Consider the following 25,078-nt stretch of genomic DNA (forward strand, 5'->3'; position numbering starts at 1 on the left):
TACTGAATAATGTTTTGATTTCACCTTGACAAAATCAAACTCAGGTGGTGTTTAATGGAGCTTGATGTAAATAATCAAGGGAAAACCCCCTTAATTCAGCATCCAGATATTTCGGCTTTGGGTTATCAAGTGATCCGCGAATTGGCAAAGAATAGTGAGGGGAGACGGATTACGTACCTAGCTTGTGACTGCAAAACAGGGGAGCAGGTAGTAATTAAAGAATTTTGTTGCGCTAGTGTAGATGTTGAGTGGTCTGGATTTAAGGCATATCAACGTGAAGCAAACATCTTGCAACAACTCAATCATCCCCGGATTCCTCGCTACATCAATTCTTTAGAAACTGCCACAGGTTGTTATCTGGTGCAAGAGTACAAAAATGCTCTATCTTTGGGGACAAAACGCAATTGGAGTCCTGAAGAAGTTAAGCAAATTGCCATATCAATTTTAGAAATTTTGGTGTATCTGCAACAGCAAATTGATCCCATAATTCACCGCGATATCAAACCAGAAAATATCTTGGTTGATGAACAACTCAATGCTTACTTAGTCGATTTTGGTTTAGCTAGAGTTAAGGGTGCAAAAATGCCCCTCACTAGCCTAGTAGCTGGAACGCCAGGTTTTATGCCACCAGAAGCAGAATCCGGCTATACTCTGTCTTTCGCTTCAGACTTATATAGTTTAGGTGCGACACTATTATGTTTACTTACAGATACCCGTTCTGTAGATATTCATAAGTTAATTGATCATGGCGATCGCTTTCATTGTCAGAAATTACTCCCCCATCTCAATTTACGTTTTCGTTCCTGGTTAATGGGAATGGTAGAACCCAAATGGCAATATCGGTTTGCTCATGCAGCAGATGCTTTAGCCATACTCCAGCCCATTCAAGTCACTGGTACACCCACCATGATTGAACTATTAACCACAACGGTGAAATTGAGAAGACAGACTATGTTTATCGGGTTAGCTATGATCTGCATACTCGCTATTGCTGGGACAAATTTAATGCTGTCTCAACAGAGTGCAGCCCAGCAATTGCAAGAAACCGATAGATAATAGACATCTGGTGAAAATGAATGTAGAGACGTTGCAGTGCAACGTCTCTACAAGGATTTCAGGTAACGCAAAATTAATTTCTACCAGATGTCTAATGCCTAATTAACCACGCTAAAAAAATTCCCACTCAAGATCAGCTTGAGTGGGCAATATTGAGTAGGTACAATTTAATGTACCTTACCTGAGTACGATTATTACTTGGTTTCAGTGAAATCAGCATCAATCACATCATCACCGCCATCAGAGGATGTAGAAGTACCACCATCTTGAGGAGCAGCACCAGGCGCAGCACCACCACCGGCTTGTTGATAGATGTTGCTACCAACGGCGAACAATGCTTGTTGTAGTTCGGGAGTCAACTTCTTGATTTGCTCGTCGTCTTCCTTGGCTACAGCTTCCCGCAGTTCTTTTACCAAACCTTCAACTTTGGTCTTATCGGCTTCTGGAACTTTATCACCCAACTCTTGTAACTGCTTCTCGGCTTGGTATGCCAAAGAATCGGCTTGGTTCTTGCGTTCGATTTTCTCACGACGGTCTTTGTCAGAGGAAGCATTTTGTTCAGCTTCTCGCACCATGCGGTCAACGTCGGATTTGTCAAGAGTGGAAGCACCAGTAATACTGATGGATTGTTCCTTACCAGTACCCTTGTCTTTCGCAGTGACATTGAGGATACCGTTAGCGTCGATGTCGAAGGTGACTTCAATTTGTGGTACACCTCTGGGTGCGGGAGGGATACCATCGAGGCGGAAGGTTCCTAAACTCTTGTTATCGTTAGCGAATTCTCTTTCACCTTGCAGGACGTGGATTTCTACGTTGGTTTGACCATCCACGGCGGTGGAGAATACTTCTGATTTCTTGGTAGGAATTGTGGTGTTGCGAGGAATAATCTTGGTCATCACACCACCCAAGGTTTCCACACCCAAGGATAGGGGTGTTACGTCTAACAACAAGATACCTGTAACATCACCAGCCAATACACCCGCTTGAATTGCTGCACCAACTGCGACAACTTCATCAGGGTTAACGGTTTGGTTGGGATCTTTACCCAAGAGACTTTTAACTAGTTGTTGTACGGCGGGGATACGAGTAGAACCACCCACTAACACAACTTCATCAATATCATTCTTGCTTAACTTGGCATCACGCAACGCTTGTTCTACAGGGATGCGAGAACGGTCAATCAAGTCAGAACACAGTTCTTCAAACTTGGCACGAGTCAAGGTCATATCCAGGTGCTTGGGGCCATCCTGGGTAGCGGTGATAAATGGTAGGTTGATTTCCGCTTGGGTAACGCTGGAAAGCTCAATCTTGGCTTTTTCCGCAGCTTCAGTCAGACGTTGCAGTGCTTGTCTATCTTTACGCAGGTCGATACCTTCGTCTTTCCTAAACTGTTCAGCTAGGTAATCAACGATTTTTTTATCAAAGTCGTCACCACCAAGGTGAGTATCACCAGAGGTTGCTAGTACTTCAAATACGCCGTCGCCTACTTCCAAGATAGATACGTCGAATGTACCGCCACCAAGGTCAAATACAAGGATGGTTTCATTGCTCTTTTTATCAAAACCATATGCCAAGGAAGCGGCTGTAGGTTCGTTGATAATCCGTAAGACTTCAATCCCCGCGATTTTACCAGCATCTTTGGTGGCTTGGCGTTGGGAGTCATTGAAGTATGCGGGAACGGTGATAACGGCTTGAGTGACAGTTTCGCCCAGATATTTACTAGCGTCTTCTACTAATTTACGCAGAACTTTCGCAGAAATTTCTTCGGGAGCAAATTGCTTGCCTGCGCCTGGAGAGTCTAGCTTGACGTTACCACCGCTACTCAACACTTTATAGGAAACTTCTGTAGCTTCGTTGGTGACCTCATCATAGCGACGACCAATAAAGCGTTTCACAGAGTAGAAAGTGTTTTCTGGGTTCATTACCGCTTGGCGCTTGGCAATTTGTCCTACCAAGGTGTCGCCATTTTTCGCAAATGCCACCACCGACGGTGTTGTGCGGAAACCCTCTGCGTTAGCGATTACTGTGGGTTTACCACCTTCCATTACTGCGACGCAGGAGTTAGTTGTACCTAAGTCAATTCCAACTACTTTTGCCATTTTAGGTGCTGGGTCCGTATAACTACAAATGAATGGGACAATAAAGGACTAAGTTTTGAACCAACTAGTTTGAAATCAGTCAGTTCGATATCCATAACCTTTGCTTTGGTCTTCCTGGGAAGGAAACTCGAAGTTATTCTGATATATATACTGAGAGCTTCAATGATAGCCAGTCCATGAAGGGTGGTTTCCCGAACCTTGTCTAGGACGGTCAATGTTAAAAATTGTTTTTAGTTGATTCATGGATTAAACTGCTTTCACTCTGTCTAATTTATGAGAATTAATACTGTGAGTAATTAGGGTCAACCGTAATGTTAGTGTGGTGTTTGCCGTCTTTAGGTGTTTAAAACCAAATTTGACTGAGAATATCTAGGCAATACATGAAGCGATCGCTCAGTTAATTCTGTTAAATTACTCATACCAGTCTCTGAATTATTTTGTAATATAGTATGTTTACATTTAATCCTGAGATGAAATACAACTCAGTATCAGGCGATCGCTCAATTTCTCACAACAACTTAGCCCCTCATTTAAAAACTAAGGTTTTTTTATAAAAATTCGCAGTCGAGATTTGCGAAATCATTGCAGGCAAAGTAGCTTTCGGATTGGATAATGAAATTAAAGACTGTGCAAGCTTCTACCAGAATTTTGCTCAGACTTGATCAGCAAAAATTCAGATGGAATATTGGAAGTAAGTGGAGATGGGAAACTATGGTGAATAATCTCGAAATTGATGACACATTGATCCAACAAGCATTAATGCTGGGCGGACATCAAACTGAGCAAGCAGTTGTTGAAGAAGCGTTGCAGGAATATGTGCAGCGACGCAAACAATTAAAAATTTTGGAACTGTTTGGTGAAATCGACTATGATGCAGACTACGACTATAAACAGCAACGGCAAGCAGGATGAAAGTTGGGATTTAAACTTTGTCTATAGCTCCCAACATTTGTAAGATTTTACCTGCATTATCTAAATCGCCAACCAACCGCCGAATCGGTAGAGGCCAGACTTTAACCAGGGTGGGAGTTGCGGAAACTTGATCAATTTCTGCCTGTTCTGGATTAGTTAACACATCCACCACCTTCATAGTATAAGGATATCCGAGCGATCGCTCCAACAATTCATGCAAATTTTGCAAAATACGTTCTGTATTGGCACTATGTCCAGCCACAAACAAACGCAAAACATAGGTTTTAAGTGGCGCTTTGGCAACTGTTTTGACTGGTGGATGATATTTTGTTATCTGTTCGGAAAGGTCTAAATTCACAATTAAGTCATGATCTTCCCATAATTGCGGAAATGCAGCACGATAGGTTCCTAAAACCATGCGATCGCACAAACCATCTTCCCACGGGGCTGGTTGCCAAACCAAATCACCCGTATTAAAAATAGCGTTGAGTATGACTTGATGTTTAAGCACTGCGGGATACGCTTCCGCAAAAGTTCTTACCTGCTGAGTTTGATGATCTAACCAGTGGTCAATAGTCGCTGTGTAACAAGGAACTAAAAAATGCGGTGGTTCTGGTAAATCCAAAATTTCCTGCAACGCACCACACAAATGAGAATGCCATCGACCCTGCTTATGAGGGTCGATGCAATAAATTAAATCACCTCCTGGTGTAAACAAGGCAATACCTTTATACAACCGAGGTATCGTTAAGTCATCTGGAGTAGTTTTAGTCACAAAGGTTACAAAACTTAACAGTATGTTTGAGAAAAGTAAACAATTTTGCTTTTACCTTTCACTCTTTACTGTATGTGAACCACAACACACTGACCTACGGTATGGTGTGGGCTTCCCAATTGATCGGGAATTGCCGCCAGAACCGAAGTTCTCCTGGTCTTGCATTCCTTCCAAAGGCAGGAGTCGTTCTAAGACTCATACTTTTTCTTGCAACCTGTACCTGTTAGCTTGGTTTTCGCTTATGGCAATGAGGGTCAAGATGACTCAAATATACCACGGAATTTGCTCCTTCCAACGCTCGTTCGCTATCATCCACCCCAGCGCTGTTCCAAGCTACGCTGAGAATTCGACTCTGGGGTGGAATCATCAACTCGCTGGCATTCATCTCATCGCTCCTCTCCGGTGAGCGATAGGCTGCTTGCTGTTTCAGCTAAAAACCTACAGTGTAAGTGAACCGTCACTTAGGTAGTTTACGTTTTGTTAACTAATCAAGTTGTTCTGACTGAAATTATTCGCATTGAAGTTGTTGAGTGTGACTAAGGTACTAAAACTTGCACTTGTGCCAAAACCATCAGTGTCAATTTGGATCAGAGTATTTGCACCAGACTGGATACCTCTGATGTAACCGTCAGTAATTGGCTTTGTACCTGTGTAGTTCAAGTTAGTCAAGAGTGTTTGCACTACTAAGACATCATCAGCACTGCTAAAGTCAGTAATAGTATCGATGCCTTCACCCAGGCTGGTAAAAACAAATTTATCATTGCCAGTACCACCAATTAAGCGATCGCTGCCAAAACCACCTACCAGTATATCGTTACCACTACCACCAACAAGGGTATCAGTTCCAGTACCGCCATCAAGGGTATCATCACCTGTGCCACCACTGAGACTGTCATTACCTATGCTACCTGTGAGGGTGTTATTGCCAGCGTTGCCTGTAATGGTGTTGTTGAGGCTATTGCCTGTACCGTCGATATTGGCTGTACCTGTGAGGGTGAGCTTTTCAACGTTATCACTTAAGGTGTAGCTCACTGAAGCCGTAATAGTATCTGTACCTTCGTTGGCATTTTCAGTCACGACATCTCCAACACTGTCAACAGTGTAGCTATCATCACCAAGTCCACCAATTAAGGTATCATTACCGACTCCACCACTGAGGCTGTCGTTACCTGCGCCACCGATGAGGGTGTTATTGCCAGCGTTGCCTGTAATGGTGTTGTTGAGGCTGTTCCCGATACCGTCTATATTGGCTGTGCCTGTGAGGGTAAGTTTTTCAACATTATCAGTCAAGGTGTAGGTAACTGAAGCTGTGACGCTATCTGTGCCTTCGTTAGCGTTTTCCGTCACGACATCAGCCAAACTGTCAACGTTGTAACTATCATCGCCAACACCACCAATTAAGGTATCATCGCCTGTGCCACCGTTGAGGCTATCGTTGCCAGCACCACCGTTGAGTATATCGTTGCCAGCATTGCCACTGAGGCTGTCGTTACCTGCACCACCGATGAGGGTGTTATTGCCAGCGTTGCCTGTAATGGTGTTGTTGAGGCTATTACCTGTACCGTCGATATTGGCTGTGCCTGTCAGGGTAAGTTTTTCTACGTTGTCACTCAAGGTGTAGGTAATTGCAGCTGTGACGCTATCTGTACCTTCGTTGAGATTTTCAGTCACGACATCTGCAACACTGTCAACGTTGTAACTATCATCACCTGTGCCACCAATTAGGGTATCATCGCCTGTGCCACCGTTGAGGCTGTCATTGCCAGCACCACCGTTGAGTATATCGTTGCCAACTCCACCACTGAGGCTGTCGTTACCTGCCCCACCGATGAGGGTGTTATTGCCAGCGTTGCCTGTAATGGTGTTGTTGAGGCTATTACCTGTACCGTTGATATTGGCTGTGCCTGTGAGGGTAAGTTTTTCTACGTTGTCACTCAAGGTGTAGGTAACTGAAGCTGTGACGCTATCTGTACCTTCGTTGAGATTTTCAGTCACGACATCTGCAACACTGTCAACGTTGTAACTATCATCACCTGTGCCACCAATTAGGGTATCATCGCCTGTGCCACCGTTGAGGCTATCATTGCCAGCACCACCGTTAAGTATATCGTTGCCAGCCGCACCACTGAGGCTGTCGTTACCTGCGCCACCGATGAGGGTGTTATTACCAGAGTTGCCTGTAATGGTGTTGTTGAGACTATTGCCTGTACCGTTGATATTGTTTGTACCACTCAGGGTTAAGCGTTCAACGTGATTACTCAAGGTGTAGGTAACTGAAGCTGTGACGCTATCTGTGCCTTCGTTGGCGTTTTCCGTAACGACATCTGCAACACTGTCAACTATATAAGTATCGTTGCCCAGTCCTCCCGATAAAGTATCGTCACCTGCTTTGCCATCGAGGGTATTATTGCCACTGTTACCTGTAATTTGGTTGTTGAGGTCATTACCTATGGCGGAGAGGTTGCTTGTGCCTGTTAAAACTAGATTTTCAACATGATTAGACAAGGTGTAGCTGATTGAGGAACGAACGGTATCTATTCCTTCGTTAGCATTTTCCACTGTCTTGTCTGCACTATTATCGACGATGTAAATGTCATCGCCTAAACCTCCAGTCATGGTATCTTTGCCAGTACCACCATCAAGGATGTCGTTGCCGGCTAAACCAAACAGTTGATCGTTGCCACCTAAGCCGTTGATTTGGTCATCGTTGGCTGTGCCTTGGAGGATATCATTACCAGGTGTACCCGTTTGATCATTGATATTGTTAATGGCGATCGCTATTTGTTTGGCATAGCTCAAGCCATCTTGGTCGGTGGTTTGGACGCGGATGCTATAGCTGGTCTTGGTTTCGTAGTCGAAGACAGCATTGGCTTTGAGTTGATTACCTTCTATGGTGAACAGACTGTTATCTGTATCGCCTGCACCAGTGACTAGACTGTAGGTAAAGGTTTGGGCTGTTTTGGGTGCGTCGGGGTCGGTGGTGGTGAAATTACCAATCGCTGTACCAATCGCTTTATTTTCATCAATGTTAGCGGCGCTGATCACTAGATCTGTGGGTGCTTCATTGATATTGTTAATAGCGATCGCTAAGACTTTCTCATAGCTCAAACCACCTTGGTCTTTAGTTTGGACGCGGATGCTGTAACTGTCTTTGGTTTCATAATCCGGTACAATTGCCAGTCTCAGTTCATTACCGACAATTGTGAAGGCGGTGTTATCATTATCACCTGTACCTTGAACAAGGGTATAAGTGAAAGTATTATTGGGGTCTGGGTCGGTGCTGGTGAATGTGCCAATTACAGTGGCGATCGCTTGATTTTCATTCACACTACTAGCACTCAAACTCAAGTCTGTGGGTGCATTACCGGATGCGGGGTTACTCAAGTTCCAACCAATGACATCTAACGCTCGTAAATCCAAGGTCGAAATCTGTAGCCCTGCCCCTGTCTCCGTTGTGGGGTTCATCAGTCCTAAGTTCAGACCGTCTTTCCAATGGCTTGGTTGATAGCCATCGCCATAGGTGCGTCCAGTGGCAAAGCTGGCAATTTTGGTCGCACCACCATTCAAGGAGAAGTATTTATCTGTATTGTTGGCTGTCCAGTCGATTGTGCCTGCACCGTAGCCATAACTGATGGTGGAGAAGCGGAACAGATCCAAGGTGGAGACGAAAGTTAATTTATCGTCGGTGGTGGGGGGGTTGGTATCTAGCACATCCACGCCGCTATCAAAGCCGAGGGCATGAGCAAATTCGTGAGTTGCCATCCCCACAAAATCAAAAGCTCCTTCACTGATGCCATTGCTGGGGTCGAAATCCCAATTTACCACCGCATTGCTGTTAAAGATGATTGTGGCATCTGGATTGGCGTTATCGGCAGCAATTAATCCTAGCGCTTTGGCGTTGGCTCGGTTCAACCGCACAGTTGTGTTGTTAGCATCACCATCATTATCGAGGTAAGAGGTAGGACTGGCACTGCCATAAGGACTATTGGTGGTGCGGTTGAGTAACAAATTGAGGGCGTTACCGGTGGGTAAATTAGCGATCGCTAAACTATCATCTGCACTACTTCCCTTAGCAATTAAGGCGTTGCGGACTTCTGTGTAAGTGAAGTTATTCCGCAGGGAACTAGTTTGACCAACTGTAGCCGTACCCATATCGCGGAAGGCGATGTTGAGGTTGAGGGTGACATCATTATTTAACAGTGTGGCCCAACGGTTAGCGGCTTGGGTAAAGGCAGCGACCACTTGAGCAGACATCCCCGCATCGGCGGTGAGGTTGAGCTTGAGATTGGTATCGTTGTCTACGATGGTGGCGATCGCACTACTCACACTACCCAAAGCCGCGCCGCCTGTGGGGTTGCTCAGGCTGAGGTTAAAGGTTTCGATGCCTTCAGCGATCGCATCATCTGTGACGGGGATGGCGATGGTTTTGCTGGTTTCGTTGGCAGCAAAGTTGACGGTGATGTCACTGTTGTCAAAATCGCTGTTGCCTGTGGCTGTACCATTGGTAAAAGTCAAGGTAGCGCTGACGGCGTTGGCAGTACTGCCTGTGCGGACTAGCTGAATGTAATTTGTTGCCCCTTCCCCTAAACGGAAACTGGTATCTGCAAAGGCAATCTGGCTAGTGTCATCCACAATTGTCAAGCTTGCTGTGGTTTGGCTACCCAAGGTAGCGCCACCTGTGACATTACCCAAAGCCAGTGTCAGAGTTTCTGCCCCTTCAATTAAATTGTCAGCATTAATGGGTAGGTTGACAATTTTGCTTTGTTCCCCATTGGCAAAGGTGACAACTAGCGGTTGGTTGTTGAAGTCTATCCCAGGCGCAAATGGTTGATTGCCACCGATCGCACTGCCATTGCTGGGGGTCAAGGTAACGCTAACTTCGCCAAAACTACCACCTGTACGGGTGAGGGTGACAGCAGCGATCGCTCCGCCACTTTCGTTAACTTGGAATTGGGTTTGACTAAAGGCAATTTCCCCAGCAGTTCCCAAGACAATTGAGGCTTGGGGTGTCGATTCTAAAGTCGGGGCATCGGGATCAACTAGCCCTTCACAACGGTAACAGAACAACGATTGGGCATTATCTTTGCCCACCGCAATAAAGTTGTATTTGCTACCCAAATCACCAGTAATTGTCACCTCAGTTTGGGTGGTTTTACCCAACAGCAATTCGTAAGCACCATCATTCACTGACATATAAATGTCGTAGTAAGCCAGACCAGAACCACCTGCGTTATCACTACCGCCCCAATTGACAGTGAAGGTATCGCCGACAACATTGGCGGGTAGGGGTTGAATTGTGGCTGTGGGTTTGATGGCATCAATTGTGTTGAAAATCGCCGGAGTCTTAATCGGTTCGTTGTTGTCAAAGATGATTTCCGCTTCCGCATCAATCCGCGCCCCGTGGGTGACATTCCGCTTGGACTTGATACTGTAGGCAACATACCCTTCACCCCGACCTTTATCTTCGGCGGTTGTGCCATTGGGGGGGAGGAAGCCGAGGAGAGGATCGGTCGGTAGAGAACCTGTTGCAGGGTCAATAGCTCGCAGTTCCCAAGAAGCAATACCTGTGGTGATGTCGATGAAGGCGGTAAAGTCCACATACACACCGTATTGTTCTCGGACATCCAGCCGTTCGCTGTAGAAGGATCGGTTTTCGGGAATCTCAACGATGATATCGCCCCAGCTAAATGACTCCAAACGGAAGGAACGCCAATCTAAATCAGGATCTAATTGCTGTGTCACCGTCACTAGTTTGGCGGGTGCGGTGGCTGTCGCCATGTTCTCGAAGCGGATGGTATAACCGAAGGGTTCAGTTGGTGTGACCCAGTTTTCCGCACCAAAACCCACAGGGCCTAAGATATCGTTGGGATCAGCCGATCGCAATCTGGGTGGATTGTATGGCGGTTCGCAACCTTCCGGGGGTGGAGCAAAGCGGTCTTCACCCAACAGGGAAATGACATCACTGGGATTTTCGCTGAGGTTAGATCCTTGACCGCCTGCGAGGACTGGTGTAAACAGGCTGGGGGTTGTCCACTGCCCGGTAGCATTATCGAGCAAGCTGTAGAAGAGAACTTCTTCCGACTCGGTGCTACCCTGGACTGGTTGCAATTGGCTCCAGAATATGCTGGTTTGAGAACCCAGTTGCCCGACACTTGGGGCAGCGAGATTACCAGTAGCGATCGCTGTTGGTGTTGTCCAGCTTGTACCATTCCAGAAGGCAGTTTGTAAGGTGGTGACAGTACCGTTGGTATTTGTCCAAGTGGCGATCGTTTTGCCATCACTGGTTTGTCCCAGTTTCACTCCTTGATCAATGCCGTTGAGGTTGGCCAGACGGACGGGAGCGCTCCAATTGCCTGCTGCATCGACGGTGGCATAGAACAGATTAGTGGAGTTAGCTACTGCTTGAGTTAAAGCTGCTACTTCTTCAATACTGTCGATGGTGGAGGGGTCTTGCGGCAGCACAAAAGCGGTTTCATCTGCCATTGACCACAGCGCCAAGGGACGACCGTTAGCGGCTGTGCTAATATCCAGACCGCGCAACATAGCATTGCGAACTAAGGTGACGGGATCACTCCAGTTAGTCCCATCAAAGGTGGCGACTGTCACTGCTTCACCAGCGCCTGCGTTCACATCATAGAACTGCTTCGACCAAGCCGTGTAAGTTAAGCCATTCTGCCCTTTGGTTAAAACAGCACTACTATCGTTGTAGACATCCGAGCCAACCCCCGATAAGATCGCATTGCTGCCATAAATCGTAGTTGTTCCTATCGTCGGCTGACTGCTGGCGGCGGTGAGGGGAGTTGACCAAACATCCCAGACGGCGTTGCAATCGGGGAAAGAAATAAACCCTTCAATGCCGGCAGAAAGAATAATCGGTTCAAACTTGATTGGCCCTAGAGAAAACTGACCAACTTTCAATTCAGCTACGGCTCTAGCACCAACCCGTCCCGTAATTCTTCCTACTCTGGCAGTCTCAGATGAACCTGTAGTCAAAGAAAGGGAACCAGTGACACCACCAGTCAGTTTGAACTCAAAGAACGTCGGGGGTTTGGCAGACCACAGACCATTGGTTGTACCAAACTTCAGTTTGCCGTAGATCCCAGCATTGACATTTACCCCCCAATTTTCGCGCCAACCTGTAGGACTTTGCAGATTTACTCGGTTGACACCACCACCACCGTTGATACCAGTTTCGAGATCGCCGCCAAACCAACTGACCACACTCTGTGCAGCCCTTAGCACGTTAGCAACTGGCCCCAAGAAGGAAGGAACTACGGTTGTTTCAAAGCCTAAGTTACCCCCAGCTTGGCTGCGCTTTTGGGTCATACCGACAGTTTTCTTGTAGACTGCTCCATAGCTGCCGCCACCGCTTGCCGTGACCTTAAACTCACCCTTGCCTTTGGGGTCTCTAACATTACCAATGTTCCCCTTGTTACTCACGTCTATACGACCACTCCAACCTCCTTGAATCACGGTTTGATCGCAACTGGTGACGCTGCTACCAGAGTACTGACCGGAAATTTTAATATGTGTAACGGGAATAAAGCGTCCTAAAGCATCAGGAAGGTTAATTTCTGCTCCCGCCGCATAAGACCAGGAAATACTACCGTTTTGTCCAGATCCAATGTCCCAGGTAATTGTATCGCCACTAAGATTGCGCTGTTGATAGTACAAATCAGTATCGTCGTTTTCCACATTGCCGTCATATTGCTGATAGACAAAAAATGGATTACCTGCACTATCTACTAACAAGGTTGGTGCAGCCCCGACGACGTTATCGTTCTGAGTAACCGCTATCTGATTTGACCATTCATAACCGCCACCTGCTTTGACTCGACCCAGGGCGTAGAAAACTTCTGTATCACCGTTTACAGGGTTGTTGGGGTCATCGGTGCGTTCATCCCAAGTGACAATCAAGCCGGCATTGCCACCCAACAAAGCGGAGGAAGCTTGGACTTTGTATGTTCCGGCAGGTTGAGCCGCAGAGATGGGCGCAGCATCAATCCACTGTGAACCATTAAAGTAACTGTGCCAGAGTTGATTGTCCTCAACCCAGAACACATGAGAGACACCATTGGCATCACGCACCAAGGAAACTTGCTTTTGCCCGACTTGGCGATCGGCGATAAAATCAGGGTTGCTTGGTTGATAGGTTTGAATATCTAAGTTGTTTTGATTTTGTCCAGATGCAACCGTAAAGCCGTAGGACAAGTGGCCAGGGGTGAGGTCGGTTAAACCATCGGTAGTAGGTAGGAAAGTCAAGCTGAGATTGCTGCCTCCCTGGGTGACTTCATAGTTCCCAGCTTCCAATCCTTGAAAGGTGAAGCGTCCATTCAAATCGGTAATAATATCGGTGCTGTTCTGCACTCCCACACGAGTGCCATCTGCCAATACCCGCACTACATCTAAACGAACTTCTTGTAAGGGAGTGCCATCGGGGCCAAGTAAGCGACCGGAAATTGTAGATTTGGGTTGGAAGTTATACACACCCGCCTGATCACTATACCAGCGACTAAATAAATCTTGGACATCGGTGATGGGATTGCTAGTACCACTGTAGGCGGTGGAAAGTTCTGTTACCAGTTCCACATAATCGCCCCAGGTGTTACCTATACCGGATTGTTTTGCCTGCCAGAAGTTCTGCCAATCGGTGTTTGTAACGCTGGTGGGCTTGGCGGTGTCGCGCAACATTGTCCAATCGCTAGCACTAATGGCGGTACTGTCGTAGCGGCTGATGGGAACAACTTCTAAGCCGGCGGATTCATCGCCACCGAGATGGGTGTAAAACACGGGTAAGGTGTAGCTTTCCCCAGGACGTAGTTGGGTTAAGCCTAAATCCCGTCCTGCGCCTAGTAACTGTAGTGTCTGTCCGGCTGCTTCACTGGCGTTGTAGCGGGGGGTGTAACCGATCGCTGCATTATTATTGACCGTACGTACCAAGAGTAATGGGGCGGTGATGTCGCTATCACCAGCGTTTCCATAAGCAATATTAATCGGATATTTCTGTCCTGCCCAAACTGCCCGTGGCCCGGTGATGTTGGTGCTAAAGTCATCGATTAAATCACCTTGCTGTACTTGGATAGCGTTGGCCAGGGTGACGATTTCACTGCCTTGGGTGGCGCGCAGGCTGTAGCTACCAATGGCTTTATCTGTCAGGTTGAAGGTGGCAAAGGCGGTTGTGGTGTTTTGGGTGCGGGATGTGGTTTGAGCGATCGCATTTCCTTGACTATCGATTAGTTCAAAGGTGGTGTTGCTGCCGAATTTCGCCCCATCAATTTTAATTGTGGCGATACCATCGTTACCCACAACATCAGAGGACACATCAAATACTGAGAAAGGAATTTCGGTGGCGGTGAGGGTGTAATTGGGTGTGGCTGTGGCGGTGTTGCCGTAAGCCAAGATGTAGTAAGTGCCGGTTTGGGTGGCAGGGAGAACAAAATCTGGGTCTGGGGTGAAGGGTTCGTTGTCGGTGACATCAAATTGTCCACGGGTGGGCATTTCGCCGTAGCGCACATATACCTGATTGGTGCTGGTATTATCGGCGCTGTCGAAGTGGAGGCGAATCGCTTGCCCGGCGGTGGCTTGGAGTTTGTAGTATGTGGCTTGTCCTGCGCCCAAAGTACCGGAGACTGTACCACCGATGTTTAAAACTGGGACATCAACATTAATTCGTCCCAAGGAGGTGACGGTATTGTTGGTTTTGTTGGATTCTGGGGCTTGGTTGCGGGAATCACTGCGAATCAGGGCATAATAATTGCCTGGAACTACTCCCGGTAAGTTGCTGGTGACGCTGCCGTTGTAAGTTGCCCCGGAAGCTAAATCACCACTGCGGGTATAAGTTCCCACTGCCAAATCGTTGACATCCCACACTGTGTCTTGGGAAAGATACACTGTATCTGACCAAGAACCGATCGCTGCTGAACTGCCAATATTCTCAACTGTGTAACCAATTGTCAGGGGTTGCCCGACGACACCGCTAGTTGGTAGGGTGATGCTGTTAGCCACTGGTCGGAGATCGGAAGGTGGCGGGATGATGACTTGCGTAGGAGTAGCACTTAAGCTGAAGTTATTTGTTTCGTTTGTCCGTTCTTCGACGGTGTTGTTGACATCCGTCACCACAAAGACGTAATAATTACCAGCCAGACCACGCGGTACATTTAATATCTGACTACCGTTGTAGACAGCGCCCACGCCTAAATTACCTGTATAGTTGCGTCCTCCCAAGTAGGTGTCGGTGTAGCGGTCAAATACTTGATCGGCGGAGAAGTAAAAGCTATCTGTCCAGGTGCGATCGCCTGTGGCTGCTGCGCCTAAATTCTTCACTTGCCAGTTGAGGGCGAAGGTTTGACCACTGATAGCGCTAATCGGTGCGGTGACTTGGGTAACTTGTAAATCGGCAACGGGGGACAGGATGATGGTGGTGGTTGGTGAGGCGATCGCTGTATTATTGGTTTCTGATATCTCGATGACTCGATTGGATGGTTCCCCGTAACGGCTGGTGTTGTCGGTACGGACGATGACGTTATAGTTACCTTGCAGGTTGATTGGCAATCCAAAGGATGTAGTGACTGTGTAAGTATCATTGGCTGCTAGTATGCCACCACGCCGGACTGAACCTAAGAATAAATCGCCACTGTTAATGGTGGTGTCGGCTGATAAATATACTTCGTCATACCAGTAATCCACATTGGTAGCGCCAGCACCGATATTTTTCACTGTCCAACTCACCGCCAAGGGATTACCCGAACTGGCACTACTCGCGGCACTGGCTGCTATGACTGCCAAATCTGGTGTTTGCCGATTTACTAAGAAACTGGCACTATTGACGTTATTCGTGTTCAGGCTTTCGTAAACTACATTATCTGCATCGGTGGTGACAAAGAGATTGTAGGTTCCCGTATTCAAAACGAAGGGAATTAACACATCTTCTGTGCGGGTGTATGTCCCATTAACTCCCAAGCTACCCGTCCGTTCAAATGTCGCCAGTAACACATCATCTGCATCACCCAATGTGGTATTTACGGAAGCGACTAGGCGATCGCGCCATTGAGAAACGGGGGTAGCACCAGCGCCAATATTCCGTACTGTCCAGCTTAACCGGGCTGTACTACCAGCGTTAGCGGCAACTTGTGGTGTTGTCACTTCACTGACTATCAAGTCAGCCGAACGAGATAAAACGTTGATGGGGGTTGTGGAAGCCAAGACGTTTGGTAAAGCAACGTTGCTTCCCTGCACCACATCCACGTCATCTTGCTCAAACAGGCGATTGTAAGCATCAGCCAGAACAATCAGGTAATAGTTGCCTTCTGCCAAATCATTGGGGACTTGGAAGGTGGTATTAATGTCGTAGCTGCCTTGGGTATCCAAAATTCCCTGGCGGTTGACTGTACCTAAAGCAATGGCAGTGCTACTGTTGAATGCTGCTGTCGGTGAGAGGTAAACGGCATCAGTCCATTGGGAAGTACTACCGGGGGTAGCTGTCAAACCTTCATTCACCACTCGGTAACGGACTGTCAGCAGTTGCCCGGCGACAATGTTTGCCGGTACTGTAATGTTATCTACTACTAAGTCGGGGGGTGGTGTTAGTAGCACTGTTGAGGGGGTGGGGCCAGCATCGTTAAGATCGGCATCCAAAACTAGGGTGTTATTGTTCTCAAAGGCGCTTTCAAATACCTGATTATTCCGATCTGTCCGCACGGCAAAGAAATAATTTCCCCACTTACCAATGGGTAAGTTGACAGTTTGGGTTCTGTCGTAAAATGCGCCTGGTGCTAGACTACCTTGACGTTGGTAAGTCCCTAAAACAAATAACTCCCCTGTACCGTCAGCATTCTCTGTCATGATGATTTCATCATTCCAGCGTGTTTGATCTGGCGGTGTGGCCCCCGTACCTGTGTTAGTCACGCGCCAAGTAATTGTGGCTTGCTGTCCAGAGAAAGGACGGGTGGGGGCTAGGGTGATGTTGGTGACGCGGAGATCGGCGGGGGGAGTGAGTTCTACGTTGGTGATGGTGCTGGCGCTGAGTGTGTTATCGCCATCATTGGGGTATTCATTCACGTTTCCGTAGGCATCAGTACGGATAATAAATCGCCAATCACCACTGATATCACGGGGTAGGGCAACGTTGAGGCGGCTGGTATAGCTTTCGTTGATGCCTAAATATGTGGGGTTGGTGACGCTACCGAGGAAATAGTCACCTTGGGTATCCAGTACTGAGTCACGAGACAGCCAGACATCATCCCGCCAGTAGGGAGAATTGGTAGCGGCATTACCTTGGTTCTTGACCGTCCAGACGACTTCTGTACCTAAACCGGAGAAAGCCAAGGTAGGGGGTGTAATACTTGATACTACCAAGTTGGGGAAGTTATCTAACTGCACCGTCAAGGGTTGGGAAGCGATCGCTGTATTATTCCCTTCTTTATTATGCTCGTAAACTTGATTATTACTATCGGTGGTGACGACAAAATAGCGATCGCCACTCCAGTCAAAGGGCAAGGTAATTTCTTGGGAACGAATGATTGACTGTCCTGGGGCGAGAGTGCCTGTGTAAATGTAACTACCGAAGAAGGTATCATTTCCTGGCTGATTATCGCTGGAGGCGTAGAGGTTATCGTACCAAGTACCTGTAGTAGCGGCTGTACCTTGGTTGGTTATTGTCCAGCTTACCTGTACTTTTCTTCCAGAAAATTCTGTGCTAGGTGCAGTAATATTACTGACAACTAAATCCGGCAGGGGTGGTTCTGTCAGGGCAATTTGCCGGAATTGGGTATTGTTATTTTCTAATGATTCTGGTTGGGTACTGTCGGCATCTGTTTTCAGGATTAAATAGTAATTGCCGGCAGCGAGGTTGACATTTAAGGGTAGGGTTATGCTGGCACTGCGTTGATAAGTCTGCGTTGTGGTGAGACTAGTTCCAGGTAAATCACTCAGGAGAATGGCATCATTACCGATGGTGTTGGTGGGAGATAAGTATAAGCGATCGCGCCAAGCTTTTGTGGTGTTGCCCTCTCCGGCATTATTTATCGCCCAAGTTATATCGATGTCGCTACCAAACACGCCACTAACTGGAGTTGTGAAGGAATTTATTTGCAAGTCGGCGGCGTTCACTCTCACGGCTTTGGCTGTGACATTATTCGTCTCGTCCACTTCGGCTTGAGTGTTTGTGGCATCGGTGACAAATAATAAGTAGCGATCGCCTGTGCCAGTGAGAGGAACTTCAAAGCTTTGATTATTAGTAGAAGTTTCCCCAATCCCTAAATCAGTGGTGACGGTGATTTGATTGAGTAGGGTATCACCTGCATCTAAGGTGGCATTATCAGAAATATAAACCCGTTCGATGCGATCAGCTGTTGCGGCTTCCTGTCCTTGGTTCTTGACTTGCCAACTGACATTCACCGTTTCACCTAAACTAATGGTGCTGGGGGCTGTCGGTGTGCCAATGACAGTTAAGTCGGAAGAGTTGAAGCGTGCATTAAATGCCTTAAATGTCAAGTTATTGTTTTCGTTGGTTTCCCCTTGACTTCCTGAACCATCGGTGACGAATAATAGATAGCGATCGCCTGTTGCGGTGTTGGGGAGAATAAAGTTCTTGTTGCTAATGGTGTAGTTACCACCACTAGCTAAATCCGTGGTGACATATTCTGAGTAAACTAGGGTATCGCCACCGTCCAGGGTTGTATTCGTGGAGAGATAAACATAGTCATAGTGATCACCATTGGCAACTCCATCACCTTGATTTGTCACTTGCCAACTGATATTGACATTTTGCCCGATGCTAGCAAAGTCGGGGGCTGTGGTTTGACTAATGGTTAAGTCTGGGGCGTTAATGGTAATTGCTGTGGCAAAAACATTATTATCGTTGTTGACTTCTTTTTGATAGTTATAACCATCAGCGACAAACAGTAAATATTGCGCGCCTAAACTGGCCGAATTGGGAATGATAATTGACTGAGTTGCACTGTAGGTTTCATTGACGGCTAGCGGTGTAGTATTGTAGTGATCGCTAATGAAAATATCCCCATTATCTAAAGTTGTATTACTAGATAAATAAACGCGATCATACCAGAAGGTATTAGTCGCCGTCGTCCCTTGATTTTTGACTTGCCAACTCACATCAATAGTTTGGGCTTTGCTGGCAATTGTTGGGGCTGTCACTGGCGCTGTCACTACTAAATCTGGGGCGACGATATTGATAGCGACAAGAGACTGGTTATTAGTTTCGTTGCTTTCTAACCGATTATTGGTGCGATCGGTGATAAATATTAAATACTTGTTCCCTGTCACCCCAGTCGGTAAAGTGATATTGACATCACGGCTATAACTACCACCTGGAGCTAAATCTGGTTCTCCTGTAGCACGAGAAATCGAAGCCAGGGCAATATCACTGTTATCAAAAACGTTGTCATTAGATAAATAAACTGAGTCAAACCAACCGGCTCTAGCAGCATCAATAGTGGAAAGATTAGTAACAGTCCAAGAAACAGTAACTGTACTATCTATATAAACATTTTGTGCCGATGTCGAACCAGCGATCGCTAAATCTGGACGAGAAATTGCTGTCAGTGTGATGGGGGAAGTTGCAGCAACTACATTATTAGTTTCTACACTCTCTGGGAAAGTATTATCACTATCAGTTTTCAACAACAAGTAATAATTTCCTGGTGCTAAATTCCCAGTGATAATTGGCTGTGAAGTTTGCAGCGTGATATCTAGTCCATAGTTACCAGTGCGGCTACTATATCCTGCTGCTCGTACATAATAATCCCCAGCATAGGCATTACTAGCAAAGGTATAGTTGATTAAAGAATTAAGGCTACCGCCACTGTCATCATCTGCCGCTAAAAGAGTGCCATTCCGATTATATAAATAGAGATAAGTATCAAAACCATATTCATATAATCTGAGTTGGTCACCAGGGGAAGCATAAATTCGGTAGTAATCACCTTCAAAAGATGTAGAAACTGTACCTTTAGCCTTCACTAAATAACTATTAGTTCCCGCCGTCGGCACAAAGTTTTGTTGTAAATCTAAAGCTTGAGCGATCGCATCATTCGGCTCGCTCTCACTTACATAACCATTGGCATCTGTAGGTAAAGGATTATTAAAGTCAACGGTGACAGTAGCACTATCTAAATAATTGCCATTACTGGTTAAATTTTTAGTTTGTCCTTTGGTGAAAACTGCCACATCATCACTGCTGAGAATTGTATCAGTAGATAAATAAATGCGGTCATTCCATGTAGTATTAGCAGCACCTATGCCAATATTGGTAACAGACCAATTAACATTAAATGCCTGACCAAATTCTACTGAGTCGAGGAGATTGTTTTCACTATCAACAGCAGCAACACTATCAGATCGTAAATCAGCAGAGTTAACAGTAACTTGCAAAGCTAAACTATTATCATCTTCATTAGTTTCCGCTTGGCTATTAGCTTCATCTGTTTTCACAATCAGATAATAAGTGCCATCGGTCACTCCAGATAATTTTAAATTGGTGCGATTAATTGTGTAGCTAGTTGCACCATTTAAGGGAGTTTGGCTATTAATATCGACGCTATCTAACTGGCGATCGCTACTATCCCAAATATTATCAGTGGAAAGATACAAGCGATCGCGCCAATCTGCTACAGCACGAGATGTACTATCATTATTCACTGTCCAACTTACATCAAACCCACTACCTTGAGTAATCGTAGTTGGCGCAGTAATGTTACTAACAAGCAAATTCGGCGCACTGATATTAATTTTAGTCGCACTAATTGCCGAGTTATTAGTCTCGTCACTTTCGCCTTGATAGTTATAAATACCATCAGCAACTACAAATAAATTGTAATTACCAATAGCATTAATGCTGTTGGGTAAAGTTAGATTGATACTGTCTTGATAACTATTTCCACTATTGCCAACAGCCGCTAAACCATTATGATAGCGATAGTTTTGCGCCAGGAGAATATCATCACTATTACCTAACTGATCATCCAAAGAAAGCACAAAATTGTCATACCAATAATTTTGTGTGGTAGCTACTGTTCCTTGGTTAGCTACCGTCCAAGTAATGTTGACAGATTCACCAACACCAGCATTTGCCGGGACAGTTACATTACTAACAACTAAATCTGGTGCTGCAATGGTAATTTGCGTCGCCAAACTCACATTATTGGCATCATTAGTTTCCGGTTGATAGTTGTAAATATCGGCAACCACAAATAAATTGTAAGTACCAACCGCATTACTAGTTAAAGAAAACGTCCCGCCAGCATTAACTGTTCCACCATTAGCCGCAATGGGACTGTAATACTCATAACTCTCTGACAAGGTAATATCATCACTATTGCCATATTGAGTATCACGAGAAAGGACTACACGGTTATACCAATAAGATGCAGAAGTAGCGATCGTTCCTTGGTTGGTGACAGTCCAATTTACTGTGATATTGCTGTTAACAACTGCCGTAGCTGGAGCAATTGGTGCAGTGTTGATCACTAAGTCAGATCCAGAAACAGTTATGGACGTTGAACGCGAATTATTATCTTTATTACTCTCTGCTTGATAGTTGTTGATATCGCTAACCATGAACAGTTTATAACTACTGTTCACCCCACTGGAAACATCAATATTGTTGCTACCCGAATACGAATTATTAGTTTGATTGGGATCGTTCGGGTCTTGGGCAGCTAAAATGTTGTGATTGTTGTAAAAGTCCCCAGCATAAATATCATCACTGTTACCAATAACATCATCTAGGGAAAAAACAAAGCGATCATACCAGTAATTAGATGTAGTAGCAGCGTTACCTTGATTAGTGATAGTCCAGTTTACGGTGACGTTTTGACCAACTGTTAAGGAAGGAATGCTCAGATTACTAACAACTAGGTCGGGGCCAGGAATTGTAATTGCCACTGAAGCGACGTTATTAGTTTCATTGCTTTCGCTCTGCTCATTGTAACTGTCGGCAACAAATAACAGGAAGCGATCGCCCGGTCTGATATAATAAGGTAAAGTTACATTAGTCGAGACTACATAACTATCTCCACTGCTGCCGGCTGCGGTGATTGCTGGATAGCTACCTGCATATATATCGTTGATGTTGATATCGCTAGTATCAAAGATTTCATCATCAGAAACATATATAGAGTCATACCAGTTGTTATCCGAAACGAAACCATTACCTAAGTTACGGACTATCCAAGATACATCGAAGCTTTCATTCAAAGCAATTGATGTTGGCACAGTTAAAGGAGAGACAATTAAATCTAGTTCGCTCATGAAGAATCCCTGAATTATTTTTGAGTTAGCAAGCAAATCACAACAGCAAAAACTTTAGCTGCAACAAAACCGATGGAGACTCACAGTTAGACCCGAATTTCTCCCGAAATTTATCAAACCGACATCCAGAGGCTGTAGGAGCAAGTTCACAAATATGCTCCAACCAGACCCTACCGGTTTGTGAAAAATGCAAGTTAGAGACTACAGAAAAGAAATTTTTATCTAGTTATGGATAAGTTGAGGGTTCGCCTAGCGTCCCGCAAGTAGGCAGAAACCTGATGGTATGCTATTCACCTACAATATCCTTATATTTATTTAAACTTTGTGTATATTAAATTTCCTCATCAGTTAGTTTAGGATAAATTTTTTAGGTTAAAAGCTTATCGCTAAGTTACTTAAGTGTATTCCGTAAAAATACTAAGATTAGATTAGACAAGAAAGATTAAGCTTTGGTTAATAAATAATTCTATAAAGGTAAAAATTTACCTTTTACTCATCTAGTAAATTGGCTAACTTTTGATAAGTAGTCGCACAAAATTAAATTCATTTGTGAAGAGAGGGAACAGGTTATACAATTTCACTTTAATAATGATACAAATACGTGAGTCCGTCAGTCCGTCAGGGATTGTAAATCCCTGTCTCATAGCTAAAGTCCTCTCAAAAGGACTGAATATCAGAGTCCATTTTAATGGACTTAAGCTATGAGACCACCGTTTTAACGGTGGGCGGACAATACCCAACGAGTAAGCTATATGTATCAGGATTTTTGTGAATTGGTATTACAGGAAGACGATATGTGTAATTAATTTTGTTTAGGTACTTATCAATTTGAAACCCGCGCAGGCGGGTTTTGCCTGTGTAGCCAAGCCACTGCGTTGGGGAGACACTGCGTTGTGGGGGTTCCCCCCATTGAAGCAAGTGTCGGCGGGTTTCCCGACTTGTAGCAAGTGGCGTGCGACTTCCAGTCACTTGGTGCAAGATATGAGTCATTTTGCATTTTGCATTTTGCATTTTGAATTCAAAAATGGTCAACGATTATAGGTTGGAACTATTGACAGAAGTGACTAAATAGGTAAGTATTTTTGCCAGTATGCAATATTGCTTCTTTGCCAAATATAAGCGATCGCTCATACTGTGAAATGACTAATTTCTTTCCGCAATATTACCTATTGTCTATTCACCATTGATTGTTGACAAACTAACAATGGTTTAGCTGATCGCAATACAGCATCTAATAATCCGGGAAACAACAAGTCTAAATCTTCCCTTCGTAACCAATTGATATGCTGTGTCCCTTCTTTCCGACTCATCACCACCCCAGATTCGCGTAAAATCTTGAAGTGGTTAGACATGGTTGATTTAGCGATCGCAAAATCAAAGTCAGCACAACACTGCTCTCCCTTATTAGCTAGCAAACGCACAATCTCCAAGCGTACTGGATCGCCCAAAGCATACAGTACCCCCGGTAAAAAAATGTCTTTTCGGTCTGGGTGATATAAAAATCTCATACTTGCATTATCTCTAAAAATGAATTATATTTTTATTATTCGATAAAATCGAACAAACGAATAAAGGCAGAAAAGATTATGTCATTCGTTACAAACGTCACAGAAGCCACATTTAAACAAGAAGTGCTGGATAGTAACATTCCCGTTCTCGTAGATTTTTGGGCCCCTTGGTGCGGCCCTTGTCGCATGGTAGCGCCGGTTGTGGATGAAGTGGCTAGCGAATACGAAGGACAAGTAAAAGTCGTGAAGCTGAACACAGATCAAAATCCCACAGTTGCCAGTCATTACGGAATTCGCAGCATCCCTACACTCATGGTATTTAAAGGAGGGCGGCAAGTCGATACAGTCGTAGGGGCTGTCCCTAAGACAAGTCTGACTAAAACACTAACACAACATATCCAAGAAGAGTAATAGACATCTGGTAAAAATGATTGTAGAGACGTTGCAGTGCAACGTCTCTATAAAGATTTCGGGCTAATATCCTCTCCCCAATCCCCAAAGGAAATAAATCCAATGGACTTAAAATTACAGGGTAAATCTGCACTAGTGAGTGGCTCAACAGCAGGTATTGGTTTAGCCATAGCCGAAGCACTAGTCCAGGAAGGTGCATCAGTAATTATTAATGGTCGCACACAACAGAGAGTAGAACAGGCGATCGCCAAGATTAAATCCAGTCATCCCCATGCTCAAGTGTTAGGCGTGGTAGCTGATGCAGCGACAAAAACAGGAATAGAGCAAATAGGGCAGCAGATTCCTCAAATCGATATCCTCGTGAATAATTTAGGAATCTACGAACCGAAAGCATTCTTTGAGATCACAGACGAAGACTGGTTGCACATATTTGAAGTTAACGTTTTAAGTGGTGTGCGCCTGAGTCGCCAGTATTTGCCAAAAATGTTAGAGCAAAACTGGGGGCGGATCATTTTCATTTCTAGTGAATCTGGCGTGCAAATTCCCAGCGAGATGATTCACTACGGCACAACTAAAACTGCTCAAATAGCCATTTCCAGAGGTTTAGCAGAGATAACATCTGGGACGCAAGTGACAGTCAACTCAGTCTTACCAGGGCCGACACGCTCAGAAGGTGTGGAAGAATTTATTAGTAAAATAGCAAGCGATCGCCATATTACACCTGCTGAAGTAGAAAAAGAGTTTTTCCAAAATATCCGTCCTACATCCTTAATCCAACGCTTTGCTACCAACGAAGAAGTAGCAAACCTTGTAGTTTATCTATCCAGTCCCCTAGCCTCAGCCACCAATGGCGCAGCCTTGCGCGTAGATGGTGGCGTTGTGCGATCAATTGTTTAGTACTGAGTGCTGTTAGCGGAAGCGGGGCGATGCAGCCCGCGCTGAGTAGGGAGTGAGGGGTGTAAACAGTGAACAGTGAACAGTAAACAGTGAACAGTGAACGTTTATTAACTGGTAACTGATAACTGGTAACTGATTTGGGGAGTGAGGGA

9 protein-coding genes are annotated in these 25,078 nt (G+C 45.4%); 4 read left to right on the top strand and 5 right to left on the bottom strand.

What is annotated here, in order from left to right:
• The first annotated feature begins 54 nt into the window (after positions 1-54).
• Complete coding sequence (locus FD725_RS06210; RefSeq protein WP_179047318.1) at positions 55-1,056, top strand: serine/threonine-protein kinase; 1,002 nt, start codon at positions 55-57, stop codon at positions 1,054-1,056.
• Positions 1,057-1,250: 194 nt separating this feature from the next.
• On the opposite strand, the gene dnaK is transcribed toward FD725_RS06210, so the two are convergent.
• Entirely contained in the window at positions 1,251-3,155 is a 1,905-nt protein-coding gene (gene dnaK, locus FD725_RS06215; protein WP_179047319.1) for a molecular chaperone DnaK, read from the bottom strand.
• A 612-nt stretch (positions 3,156-3,767) separates the two neighbouring features.
• Here dnaK and FD725_RS06220 point away from each other — a divergent pair.
• Positions 3,768-4,067 (top strand): type II toxin-antitoxin system VapB family antitoxin, encoded by a 300-nt coding sequence (locus tag FD725_RS06220; protein ID WP_306296893.1) that lies wholly within the window; start codon positions 3,768-3,770, stop codon positions 4,065-4,067.
• Positions 4,068-4,077: 10 nt separating this feature from the next.
• Here FD725_RS06220 and FD725_RS06225 read toward each other — a convergent pair whose 3' ends face one another.
• From FD725_RS06225 to FD725_RS06240, 4 genes are all read right to left on the bottom strand, one after another.
• Positions 4,078-4,842 (bottom strand): circadian clock KaiB family protein, encoded by a 765-nt coding sequence (locus FD725_RS06225; protein WP_179047320.1) that lies wholly within the window; start codon positions 4,840-4,842, stop codon positions 4,078-4,080.
• Between the two features lie 223 nt (positions 4,843-5,065).
• The gene (locus FD725_RS06230) at positions 5,066-5,227 is read right to left on the bottom strand and encodes a hypothetical protein (protein ID WP_179047321.1); all 162 of its coding nucleotides are present in this window, start codon (positions 5,225-5,227) and stop codon (positions 5,066-5,068) included.
• Positions 5,228-5,322: 95 nt separating this feature from the next.
• Positions 5,323-22,110, bottom strand: a complete 16,788-nt coding sequence (locus FD725_RS06235; protein WP_179047322.1) for an NF038122 family metalloprotease — start codon at positions 22,108-22,110, stop codon at positions 5,323-5,325.
• A gap of 1,166 nt (positions 22,111-23,276) precedes the next feature.
• Positions 23,277-23,618: a helix-turn-helix transcriptional regulator gene (locus FD725_RS06240; RefSeq protein ID WP_179047323.1), complete on the bottom strand. Its 342-nt coding sequence runs from the start codon at positions 23,616-23,618 to the stop codon at positions 23,277-23,279.
• A gap of 78 nt (positions 23,619-23,696) precedes the next feature.
• Here FD725_RS06240 and trxA point away from each other — a divergent pair, with 78 nt between their 5' ends.
• Together trxA and FD725_RS06250 are read left to right on the top strand one after the other, a co-directional pair.
• A complete protein-coding gene (gene trxA, locus FD725_RS06245; RefSeq protein WP_179047324.1) occupies positions 23,697-24,029 on the top strand; it encodes a thioredoxin in 333 nt (110 codons plus the stop codon).
• Positions 24,030-24,131: 102 nt separating this feature from the next.
• Positions 24,132-24,926, top strand: a complete 795-nt coding sequence (locus FD725_RS06250) for an SDR family NAD(P)-dependent oxidoreductase (RefSeq protein ID WP_179047325.1) — start codon at positions 24,132-24,134, stop codon at positions 24,924-24,926.
• Positions 24,927-25,078: the final 152 nt, after the last annotated feature.

This window comes from Nostoc sp. TCL26-01, assembly GCF_013393945.1.
GTDB lineage: Bacteria > Cyanobacteriota > Cyanobacteriia > Cyanobacteriales > Nostocaceae > Trichormus.

Coding starts and splice junctions, on each gene's coding strand:
- FD725_RS06210 (WP_179047318.1), top strand. CDS start 55: ATGGAGCTTGATGTAAATAATCAAGGGAAAACCCCCTTAATTCAGCAT.
- FD725_RS06230 (WP_179047321.1), bottom strand. CDS start 5,227: ATGAATGCCAGCGAGTTGATGATTCCACCCCAGAGTCGAATTCTCAGC.
- FD725_RS06235 (WP_179047322.1), bottom strand. CDS start 22,110: ATGAGCGAACTAGATTTAATTGTCTCTCCTTTAACTGTGCCAACATCA.
- FD725_RS06240 (WP_179047323.1), bottom strand. CDS start 23,618: ATGAGATTTTTATATCACCCAGACCGAAAAGACATTTTTTTACCGGGG.
- FD725_RS06220 (WP_306296893.1), top strand. CDS start 3,768: ATGAAATTAAAGACTGTGCAAGCTTCTACCAGAATTTTGCTCAGACTT.
- FD725_RS06250 (WP_179047325.1), top strand. CDS start 24,132: ATGGACTTAAAATTACAGGGTAAATCTGCACTAGTGAGTGGCTCAACA.
- dnaK (WP_179047319.1), bottom strand. CDS start 3,155: ATGGCAAAAGTAGTTGGAATTGACTTAGGTACAACTAACTCCTGCGTC.
- trxA (WP_179047324.1), top strand. CDS start 23,697: ATGTCATTCGTTACAAACGTCACAGAAGCCACATTTAAACAAGAAGTG.